Raw genomic sequence first — 10,042 nt, 5'->3', positions numbered from 1 at the left:
CAAGATGGCGGCCTAACGCCAAAGATTTAACTCCAAGGACTCCACGCAAAGCTGGAGGAGACTTGGGGCTCAGGTCAGCCGGAATCTAAACCGTACTTTCGCCGCCGTTCGGTCAGACAAGCGAGACGCGGGAGCGAGCTGCCGTTCGCTTCACGCGCGCCAATGGCAGCTTTCGATCAATGGATAGAAACGTCCTTCGTGCCAATAAAACAAACAACGGAGAAATTCTTTTTTACCGAGCCCTGTTTGACAAAAAGGTCGAGTTCCGCCGTTTGCACGACTTTATGGTCGGTACTCCCCCCTAACTTCTGTTCGCCGACGGCAATGACATGCGCCCCGTAGGGAATTCACTCCATGGGGCGCAATTTTTTATGCGCGTTGCGCCTTGAGATCGTTCAGAGCCTTCGCATGGGTGGCGTGATTGATGGTGTAGGACTGCAGAACCCAAATGATCACAGGTGCAATCGCAATGAGGAACCAAGTTGGCGCGATTGCTAAGTGATAGGAGGTTGAGGCGGTTTGCTCTGGCAAGCTTGCATCAAAACCGATGACCTTCAACAAAACCCCAGCCAGCAAGACACTAACCGCGATGCCTGCCTTGTAGGCAAACGTATACATCCCGAAATAAAGCCCCTCTTGGCGCTCATGACTGTCGAGTTCACCAACATCAGCGGCCTCAGCAACCATTGTGAACGGGATCGACATAAACGCGCCGTTCCCAATTCCTGCGATACCGCTAAAGATTGCAAGCGTCATCAAGGTGCTGTCCGCATCAATCGGGAAAACCTCGAATCCGACATGCGCCCATGGCATCCCGACAAAACCCGCAAGGCCAACAATAAAACCCAAAATTAGCATATTGCGGAGCTCAAATCGGCGGCACAAGTACACCCAGATCGGTTGCGACAGGATTGACATACCTAACAAGGATAAACCCAAAATACCCATTTGGGGGCCGTTGAGGTGATAGGTGAATGTGTTCACATGCGTTCCAAGGCTGATGATGCTCTGAAAGACAATCTCAATCAGGAAAATCACCAATACAATCGCGCGGAAACTCTTGTTTTCAAGGCTTTCGCGTATAAGTGACCACAACGATTTTCGCGTCGTCGAAGGGTTTACCTGATGGTCTTTAGGCGTGGAGAAATAAGCCACCAAAGCGAAGATAATCGTGATCACCGCTATGAACATTCCGACCTTCGGATAGTTGGCAGGGTCAAGCTGACCGCGCGGGAATGCCTCGGAAGGGCGAAAGATCAAAATTTGCGTACCGACAATCGCAAAAAGCATCCCCACGAGATGAAACGACGCTCGGTAACCTTGGATCGCAGTGCGTTCGTTATTATCATTGGAAAGACTGCCGCTGAGTGCAAAGTATGGTGTCCCGTAGAGCGTGTTCATCGTTTTGGCAAACAGAACCGCAGCCAATAGCATCAGCACCTTCATGGTCAACGACATGTCAGGCGAAATTGACCAAAGGCAAATGCTTCCCAACGCAGTACCAATCCCGCCGATCAGCAAAAATTGGTGTCGGCGACCAAAGCGCTTGGATTTCGCGCGATCGGAAACGGCTCCAATCCAAGGATCCGTAACGGCATCCCAAAAGACTGAGATTGCGACAATAACCCCAGCAATAATGGGGGAGACCTGTAGAATCGTTGTGACAAAAAACAGGAATGAACCGGCCATAATCGTATAGGGTGTCGCATAAGCGATGGCCCCAACACCATAGCCCAACTTGTGCCTGGTTTTGACTTTGGCTTCGGAATTAGTTTGCATGTTTTAATTGTTCCTTCAATTGATTACGTACTATTTTTCCAAGGTAACTACGTGGGATTTCATCGAAAATCTGTATGCTGCTTGGCAACATCCATTGCGGCAAACGTTCGGCTAACAGCGCTGATATCTCGGTTACGATTTGGGATGTGTCAGTTGTTTTGAATTGCGTGCGCAAAGAAACGCAAAGTGTTGCCGATCCATTAATCTCCACCATGCTGCACTCTTTGACAGCGGGCACATCATGGGCCTCTTCTTCTATGTTTCGCGGAAAAATGGTGCCGTGCTTAGTGTGGATTATGTCAGCGGTGCGGTTCACGACACTAAGATATCCGGTGTCGTCCAATACTCCATGATCACCCGTGCGGAAAAAACCGTCATCAAGGATCACGTCTTGGTTTTGGGTAGGGTTCAAATAGGTGCTGAAACGCGTCGGGGTTTTAACCAAAATTTCCCCAGTCTCACCGTTAGCAAGTGCGTTTCCTTGCGGATCAATTACCTTTACGGCAACGCCTTCAACGACCTTACCGCAACTGCGAAGAATGTGACGGGGCGCAATTTCGCCGTGATCCAGATGGTCTGCCACGGATAAAAGACTGACCGGTGGCAGCACTTCGGCCTGTCCGTATCCCTGTTGAAAGATGGGGCCAAAACGCTTGATCGCTTCTTCTAACTTGGCAGCGGGCATGGCTGAGGTGCCGTAAATGACATGGTTCAGACTGGCCAGCCGACTATCTTCGCTGGTTGGTGTATCAATGATGTCAATGAGTTGGCTTGGCGTCAAAAACAACCGCGTGACTTTGAATCGCTCGATAAGAGCAACGAGGTTTTCGCAAGTGTAGTGATTTTGAACAACCAGCGTACCACCCCCGAGACACGTCGGCAGGATCAACCCAGACCCGGCACCTGCCATTGGAATTGCAGACAACGTGACGTTCGGCGCATTTCTGTCTGGACTCCCCTTCAGGTTGGCGATGACCATTTTGATGCTCAAGATAGTCGCGCGGTGGCTTGAGATCACGCCCTTGGGCGCACCTGTCGTGCCGGATGTGAAGATCAATGTCATCGGATCGCTGGGCGCAATGACATTTGATGAAGGCTTTGGCTGGTTCGCAGACATTGCTCGCTGCAATGCACCGCCTTTGCCGGTTTCCCAAATTGGCAGGTTAGGCATGTGCGTGGCAAGTAACGTCTTGCAATCAGGGCAAGACGCCTCGTCTAAGATAAGCAGTTTCGGATTGGCCGCTTGCGCCGCCGAAAGAACAAACGCGGGGCTGTGGCCCGCGTGAAACAACGTGATCACGACGCCAGCTTCAAGCGCGGCAAAACGGGCCGTAAAATAAGTTTCAGTGCTATCCGCTTGTACAAAGACAGTGTCACCTTTGGTGATCCCAAATGCAGCCCATGCGGCCGCCAATCGATAAACCCTATCCTGCATTTCACCATAAGTGATTGCGCGATCCTCAAATTGGATCATGGGTCTGTTAGCGAACTTTCGAAATGCAAAACGGTGCACGTCACGTGGCAGTTTTAGACGCGCGAAGAACCATTTTCTGAGTAGTGTGTTTATCAATTACCTCTCCAAGAATCAATTTTAGGTTGTGTTTTCAGGAGGGGAACCCCTTAAATTCACAGGGTTATGCTGGTTGTCGTCTTTCTGTTGAGTGTCACAATTGCATATGAAACCGCCCTGCAGGATCAAACAGCATTTCCAATTCCGATCGACACTGGTCGCAGGACACTTGAATAAAGAAGATGTGGAATTTTTCGGGCCAAATTGTGGTCTTGTCGCGGTTGCGTTCTGTTCACTCTGCGGGCTCTTCAAGCGCAAAGGTGCCAAGGCTTTCTGCAGCGGCAACTTTGCGTAAGTCGTTGCTATTTTAAAGCGTGTTTTCCTCTGGTGATCGCCTGGCTCTCCGAAAACGGACGTTGGTTGGCCGGATGACCTCGCCGACGAATGTCGATGCGCCTGAAATCAGGCGACCTCGGAGAGAACCATGAACCCGATGAGATCGAAAAACCCTTTTGTATCAACAGCCGCAGATAGAGAACGATAGCGCATCCGCAGCGAAATGGTGTTTTGTCCCGTGTCTGGCTCATTGCCTGACGAAATTATGCTGCACCCGACACGTATGGCCGCTCTATACGCCGCATTGCCGTGGTCAAGATGATGCGCACGCGGTAAATTCCGCGCTGCGAGCGCGCGCAGCGAGAAAATCAAATTCACAGGATGGGCTCTTTCGAGACCTTCGCCGCAGCTTCAACAAAAGGCCGCTTTGAGTTCTGGGTCAGAAATGCTTGACGTTTGGGGCAGAATTGAATGACGTAATATTCTTATTTCTTGAGGTTTTTGCTTCCACAAGAGTCAAAGGTTCGCGACGTCCCACACCCATTGTTGAACGTCAGACAACTTTGACCTTTGCGTCACAAACTGACCCAATTTCCTCATTTCATGCTCCTGCAAGCGGTTTCGTTTGATCTGACTTCCTTTTTGGAAAATCAGGGCTGATTTGCAGATCAGTCGGCGAAGCCGCCTGTTCCTGCTGATCTGCCACGTGGCGAACGCGGGAGGGGGCGAGGCAATGCTATTCGACAGGGGTGGTGCTGCCCGCAGGCGCAGCCGAGGACACGGCCCTGTCTAATGGGGTTGCCCGAGGGGGAGGGCAGCGTCCTCACCCTGACGGCCAGGGGCGTTTGGCTTGTCCAAATCCCGCTGGCCCAAGAGATAAAAGCGACGGGACCACAGGCCCCGTCTCAATTCATGTCGCAATGCAGAAAATGTCCGCTAAGAGCCCATATTGCTGATTTTCTGCATCGCGGCTAACGTCTGGTTATGGTGAACGCATTCCTTGACTGACCGCATCACACGGAATGGCGGGCACGCTCTTATATGACTCTGCGATGAAATGCGTGGTGTATCGGACAATGCTTTCTACGCCATCGAAGAGCCGATCGCATACTTGCTGATATTCAACCATATCCCTGAAGTTTCCAATCAAGATAGCATCTAGCTCACCGGTCACACCGTAGGCATATGCGATAGATGGTTCTTCTTGGATGCCAGTCGCAAATTTTTCCCTATCCGAGCGGGTGTGATCTTTTGTCGAAACGGTTATTACCGCACTTAAGCCACGGCCCAGTTTGGCTGCTTCTGCAAGAAAGATATTGTGCGTAAGAACCCCAGATTTTCGCAAATCACGAATTCTACGTAGGCAGGTTGAAGCCGTGGACCCAACACGATCTGCCAATTCGGCATGGGTCATGTCACCACGGGTTTGCAATGCTTCAACAATCCGCGCGTCAAGTTCGTCCATCTCATCCCTGCAAGATTACGTCAAAATTTTGAAGAATTTGACCACACATTGCAGGAAAAATCCATAGGCTTACGCTAGTAAGAACGGAGCCTTCCCTATGTCAAGCACTCACCTTGGACTGATTTTCTGTCTGTCCTTCGTCACTCTTGAGGCTTTCCAGGCCGTCTACCTTGGCGCTGTGTTTCAAGAGGTGGATTCTTTCCTTATCGGCTTTTGGGTTTTTGGGATATCAGTTGTCGGATGTACCGTCGTCACGGCCATTCTGCGCCCCGCTGAGCTAAGGGCATCAGTCCGAGCTTGGAGGATAGTGCTGACGCTGAACCTCTTTGCAGCAATCACATGGACAACATATTTCACAGCCGTCCAGTTGATAGAGCCAGCGGTGGTCTTCACGATTTTCTCTGGCATGGTGCCGCTAGGAACCATCATAGGCAATTGGATGGGGTTGCCCGAAGCCGTTTCTCCAAAGCGCCGTCTTGTTGGCATTGGCAATGCGCTGAACCTATTTTCAATCATCATGTTGGCTGCAATGACAATTTTCGGATGGTCAGGCTTCGTTAGAGGCGGATGGCTTGCCGCAATGAGCGGGGTTGGCCTTTCTGCGTTGTCAGGCGGTTGCACTGCTTTCGTCATTCTTTACTCGGTAAGGCTAAACGGCAAAGGGGTGGGACCACTTGCCCAGTTTGGCCTGCGTTTCGTGCTATACGCCTTGATCGCAGGCATGGCCTTTATGATAGGACTGGATGACAAAGGTTCTTCGACGCAAGCAAGCGACCTCAAATGGATCATCTTGATTGGTTTGGCGGTGATCGCGTTCCCTCTATATCTCGTTCAAAAAGCAGTCCCTCTGGTCTCAGCATCTATGATCGCGGCGGTAACGGCACTTGGCCCGGCAATGGTGTTCCTGATGCAACTCATTGATGGGCGTGTCCTGTATTCTACAGCAACGTTTGCCGGGCTATCCCTCTACATCAGCGGCGCGTTGATGGCGACGTGGGGGGCAACAAGGACGCAAGATCCGCAACCCTCCCAACCCTCAACTGAGGTTTGAAGCAGTCATTCGATATCGATCAGGAAGTGGCGGGTTTGTCCGCACTGGTGACCTCCACCATCATCCTGGCCAATGACGACTGAGCGGGACATTTCTGACGTTCGTCGGAAACGGCTGAAGATGAGTTGTCGGATTTGCTGCTGATCAACTCAGCGCATAGGCAGTATCTGCTAACTGCTTTTATGCTCACGTTATCTGCAACCCCAAAACCTTCCCCAGCATCCCAAACATATTCTTTACAAATTGGATCGCCGGTTCCCCTGTGTAATCTGCTTGGCTCATTCTGAGGCATTGGCAATACTAATGTTCGGTTTCTTATCCAATGGATCCGGCGGGGCACCATAGATTATAGACACCTAATTCGATGCGTTGATAGCGCGTGCTCAAAGGGGAAGGCAGAGCTAACCTATTCATCGAAGATGATATTTGTGCGAATGGCACCTAATGGCATTGAGTGAGAGTTGCCGCCATTACTTTCCGCCAAAACGTTCTGCGTTCTGTTGAAACGGAAACTATTTTCCAAAACCAAGGAACCTGACCAACTCATCCAAAGGGCCGACATACAGCGCCACAATAGCTTGCGCGAAATTTCCCACGACTTAAGCGTTTTCGATCATGAGGTTTATAGCCAAGTTCGGTAATCGCTCACGAGCAGGTGCTTGGGGTCTACGTCTTCTTCGATCGTGGCAAATCGCCCGATCGGTTCACGGAAGATATTGTCGGTCTCGTCGTCATTCACGGTAGACACTTCGCCGATAAGAACATCTCCCCCTTCACCCCAGAAAGCATGCCAATCGCCGGGCATCAAAGTGACGCTCTCTCCCGGGTCAAGGCGCAGTTTTTCACCCGCTTTAAAGTCGCGTTTGATCCCATCGCAATAAACCGTGCCGCCGCTGGCCTCATCAAAATTGCCGTTTGCATCGGACCCGAACAGCTCAATGACCAGCGTTGCCCCACCACGGTTGATGATGTCTTCGGCCTTGAGGGCATGGGTGTGCATAGGACTCAATTGATCCTGCTTCGATATGAGCAATTTCTCGGCATAACACATGCCTCCGCCCCGTTGCAGATCAGCCAAACGGCCATTGCGTAGAGTGAACAAGAACAGACCCATTTCGTCATATTTACCGGCACCATAGTCAGTAATATCCCACCCGCAACGCGCACTAATCACGTTCTTGGCGTCATCTTTTCGCGCCTTGAATTCGTCTGGTGACCAATAGGCAAATGGCGGCATCACAAAGCCGAAGCTGCGCATCATTTCATCTGATTGGACAATAATATCGTTGATACGTGAGCGTTTCATCCGTGCTGTCTCCGTAGGTTTGGGTGTGCCACCCGAATCTGGTTCAGTAAATTCATAGGGCATCTTGCCGTCTCCCGAAACCGCTTTCGGTTTAGGTATTGCTTTCCGAAACCGCTTTCGGTTAGCGTTTATGAAGGGGGAGGGGATTCGATGACTAGTAAACCAGTTAGCTTGAAAGTCTTAGCGGCACATCTTGGCCTTACGGTTGGGACAGTAAGCCGTGCGCTGAACAATTATGCAGATATCAGCCCAGTCACCCGTGAACGGGTAAAGCGTGCTGCAGATGAATTGGGGTATCGTGCCAACCAAAATGCGCGGCGCCTATCAATCGGGAACCCTGAGACTGTTGGTTATCTGATGCCACGGTTTGGAAACTCTATTGCGCAGCCATTTTCGGCACAATTGCTGCAAGGTCTGGGCGAAGCACTCAGCAGGCGAAGCTGGGATTTGCTTGTCGTGCAGTCGGATTCATCCAAGGATGAGTTGGCACATATTGAACGCATGGTGCGCTCCGGTCGCGTTGGCGGATTAGTAATATCTCGCCCGGCCAAGAACGACGCTCGCATCCGTTTACTGCAGGAACTGAAATGTCCCTTTGTGGTTCACGGTCGTACTGCGTCCTGTGCCGACTATGCTTGGTATGATGTGGATGGCGAAGATGCGTTTGTAACGGCCGTTAACCATCTTATTGAACTGGGTCACAGCCGCATTGCGTTTGTTGGCGCGCCATTACAGCACCAATTCGCGCAGGATCGTTTGAACGGTTACACGCGCGCATTGGAAGAGAACGGTCTTACAGCCGACCCCGAGCTGATCCAGATTGCGGAATTCAGTGATGATGGTGGTGAGATTGCGACCAATATGTTGCTAGAATTGTCCAATCCACCCACCGCTGTGGTCTGTTTATCTGACACGATGGCGCTTGGCGCTTTGGCCGCGATCCGCGCCCATGGCTTACAGCCGGGCGTGGATGTTTCGGTGATCGGCTATGATGGTCTCAAATTTGGCGTCCATTCCAATCCCCCACTAACGACAATGGCACAACCGCAGGCACATGCGGGCCGCCGATTGGGAGATATGCTGCTGTCAATCATCGACGGAGACGAACCATCCCAACATCAGGAATTGCGGCGCGCACATTTGGTGCGCCGCAAAACAGACGGGCCATTACACTTAACAACGGCTCAAACGAACGTTTCAAATAGGGAGGAAACCACATGAAACGCACGACACATATTCTAGCTGGTCTGCTAGCATCTACTGTTCTTGCTGGGGCTGTGTCAGCAGACACCATCCGTTTCTGGACAATGGAAGTTCAACCAGAGCGTATCGCCGTTCAAGAAAAGATGGCCGCAGGCTTTGAGGCCGCATCAGGTCACTCGGTCGAAATCATTCCGGTTGAAGAGTCTGACATTCAAACGCGTGCGACTGCTGCATTCGCAGCTGGCGACTTGCCTGACGTTATCAACCTGACTGTCAGCCACATCCTACCCTATTCCGAAGCAGGTCTTCTGGACACCGCAGCCGCAAGCGAAGTCATGGATAACCTTGGCGTAGACAGCTTTGCCGAAGGCCCAGTTTCTATGGCCATGTCTGACGGTGAAATCGTTGCAGTCCCTTCAGATGGTTGGACACAGCTTATCGTTTACCGCGCGGATCTGTTTAAGGCCGCAGGCCTTGAAGCACCAACTACGTTTGACGCGATGAACGCGGCGATGAAAGCCCTGCACAACCCGCCATCCATGTACGGCTTTGTTGCGGCGACCAAGATCGACGAAGGCTACATGATGCAGCTGATCGAGCACCTTTCGCTCGCAACCGGCTATTCCCCTGTAAACGCAGACGGGTCCATCAACGAAGACACGACGCACCTTGTTGAACTATTGGAGCTGTATCAATCCCTCGTTACAAACTCTCCTGATGGCGATCTCTATTGGTCCCAATCCCGCGAGCTGTATCTTGATGGCAAAGCGGCGATGGTAATCTGGTCCCCGTCGATCCTAGACGAACTTGGTGGTCTACGTGACAGTGCTCCTGTCACAATCAACGATGATCCAACAACTACCGAATTGGCTGGTGCAACTGGCTTTTCGACTGTTATTTCAGGTCCAGGCAACGCAGATGGCTCTGCTTATGCAGACGTGCGCTACCTCGGGATTACAGCTGATGCGAACACTGGTGTTGCTCAGGAATTCGTTGAATACGTGATGTCCGAAGGCTACGGCCAATGGCTGTCTCAGGCACCTGAGGGCAAGTTCCCAGTGCGCCGCGGTACCGAAGCGGGTGATACGTCCTTTGAGGTCACATGGGCTGGTCTGGATGTGGGCGTTGATCGGAAAGCACCACTTGGAGAAATCTATCCGCAGTCTGTAATCGACGATATCGTCGCCGGCTTGTCCGTGGGTGACCGTTGGGGCGTGGCTGACGGCCAGTTGGCGACAGCGTCCAAAATCGTCAACTCCCAAATCATGAGCCGGGTTATCCGCGAAATGACAGATGGTGATCTAAGCGTGCAGGAAGCAGCCGACAAGATCGTCGCAGAGCATAAGGCTCTTGATCTGTAAAACTTCCCGGGGGTGACGCGCCATTGGTGTG

Annotated in this window: 8 protein-coding genes; 3 read left to right on the top strand and 5 right to left on the bottom strand. The window is 51.7% G+C overall.

Annotation, left to right across the window (positions count from 1 at the left end; genetic code table 11):
• Nucleotides 1–369 precede the first annotated feature (369 nt).
• From Q4544_RS12305 to Q4544_RS12290, 4 genes are all read right to left on the bottom strand, one after another.
• Nucleotides 370–1,779: an MFS transporter gene (locus Q4544_RS12305; RefSeq protein ID WP_303506696.1), complete on the bottom strand. Its 1,410-nt coding sequence runs from the start codon at nucleotides 1,777–1,779 to the stop codon at nucleotides 370–372.
• Nucleotides 1,769–3,349 carry a class I adenylate-forming enzyme family protein gene (locus tag Q4544_RS12300; protein WP_303506694.1) on the bottom strand — a complete coding sequence of 527 codons (1,581 nt, stop codon included), beginning with the start codon at nucleotides 3,347–3,349 and terminating at the stop codon, nucleotides 1,769–1,771. The genes Q4544_RS12305 and Q4544_RS12300 overlap by 11 nt, the downstream gene beginning before the upstream one ends.
• 402 nt (nucleotides 3,350–3,751) lie before the next feature.
• Nucleotides 3,752–4,003, bottom strand: a complete 252-nt coding sequence (locus Q4544_RS12295; RefSeq protein WP_303506692.1) for a hypothetical protein — start codon at nucleotides 4,001–4,003, stop codon at nucleotides 3,752–3,754.
• A 604-nt stretch (nucleotides 4,004–4,607) separates the two neighbouring features.
• The gene (locus Q4544_RS12290; RefSeq protein ID WP_303506690.1) at nucleotides 4,608–5,090 is read right to left on the bottom strand and encodes an Lrp/AsnC family transcriptional regulator; all 483 of its coding nucleotides are present in this window, start codon (nucleotides 5,088–5,090) and stop codon (nucleotides 4,608–4,610) included.
• A 97-nt stretch (nucleotides 5,091–5,187) separates the two neighbouring features.
• On the opposite strand from Q4544_RS12290, the gene Q4544_RS12285 reads away from it, so the two are divergent.
• Nucleotides 5,188–6,141 (top strand): hypothetical protein, encoded by a 954-nt coding sequence (locus Q4544_RS12285; RefSeq protein WP_303506689.1) that lies wholly within the window; start codon nucleotides 5,188–5,190, stop codon nucleotides 6,139–6,141.
• A gap of 622 nt (nucleotides 6,142–6,763) precedes the next feature.
• Here the strand turns inward: Q4544_RS12285 and Q4544_RS12280 are convergent.
• Nucleotides 6,764–7,447: a D-lyxose/D-mannose family sugar isomerase gene (locus Q4544_RS12280; RefSeq protein ID WP_303506687.1), complete on the bottom strand. Its 684-nt coding sequence runs from the start codon at nucleotides 7,445–7,447 to the stop codon at nucleotides 6,764–6,766.
• Nucleotides 7,448–7,597: 150 nt separating this feature from the next.
• On the opposite strand from Q4544_RS12280, the gene Q4544_RS12275 reads away from it, so the two are divergent.
• Both Q4544_RS12275 and Q4544_RS12270 read left to right on the top strand, forming a co-directional pair.
• The gene (locus Q4544_RS12275) at nucleotides 7,598–8,668 is read left to right on the top strand and encodes a substrate-binding domain-containing protein (protein ID WP_303506685.1); all 1,071 of its coding nucleotides are present in this window, start codon (nucleotides 7,598–7,600) and stop codon (nucleotides 8,666–8,668) included.
• The gene (locus Q4544_RS12270) at nucleotides 8,665–10,011 is read left to right on the top strand and encodes an ABC transporter substrate-binding protein (RefSeq protein ID WP_303506683.1); all 1,347 of its coding nucleotides are present in this window, start codon (nucleotides 8,665–8,667) and stop codon (nucleotides 10,009–10,011) included. Before Q4544_RS12275 ends, Q4544_RS12270 begins: the two co-directional genes overlap by 4 nt.
• Nucleotides 10,012–10,042 lie beyond the last annotated feature (31 nt).

Origin of the sequence: Cognatishimia sp. 1_MG-2023 (assembly GCF_030548175.1) — a bacterium.
Taxonomy (GTDB): domain Bacteria; phylum Pseudomonadota; class Alphaproteobacteria; order Rhodobacterales; family Rhodobacteraceae; genus Cognatishimia.
Note: the sequence above shows the minus strand (reverse complement) of the source record. Positions and strands in the feature narration are given on the sequence as shown.

What these genes read in the sequence shown, in the direction of transcription:
- Q4544_RS12285 (WP_303506689.1), top strand. Translation starts at nt 5,188, where the DNA reads ATGTCAAGCACTCACCTTGGACTGATTTTCTGTCTGTCCTTCGTCACT.
- Q4544_RS12270 (WP_303506683.1), top strand. Translation starts at nt 8,665, where the DNA reads ATGAAACGCACGACACATATTCTAGCTGGTCTGCTAGCATCTACTGTT.
- Q4544_RS12290 (WP_303506690.1), bottom strand. Translation starts at nt 5,090, where the DNA reads ATGGACGAACTTGACGCGCGGATTGTTGAAGCATTGCAAACCCGTGGT.
- Q4544_RS12275 (WP_303506685.1), top strand. Translation starts at nt 7,598, where the DNA reads ATGACTAGTAAACCAGTTAGCTTGAAAGTCTTAGCGGCACATCTTGGC.
- Q4544_RS12280 (WP_303506687.1), bottom strand. Translation starts at nt 7,447, where the DNA reads ATGAAACGCTCACGTATCAACGATATTATTGTCCAATCAGATGAAATG.
- Q4544_RS12305 (WP_303506696.1), bottom strand. Translation starts at nt 1,779, where the DNA reads ATGCAAACTAATTCCGAAGCCAAAGTCAAAACCAGGCACAAGTTGGGC.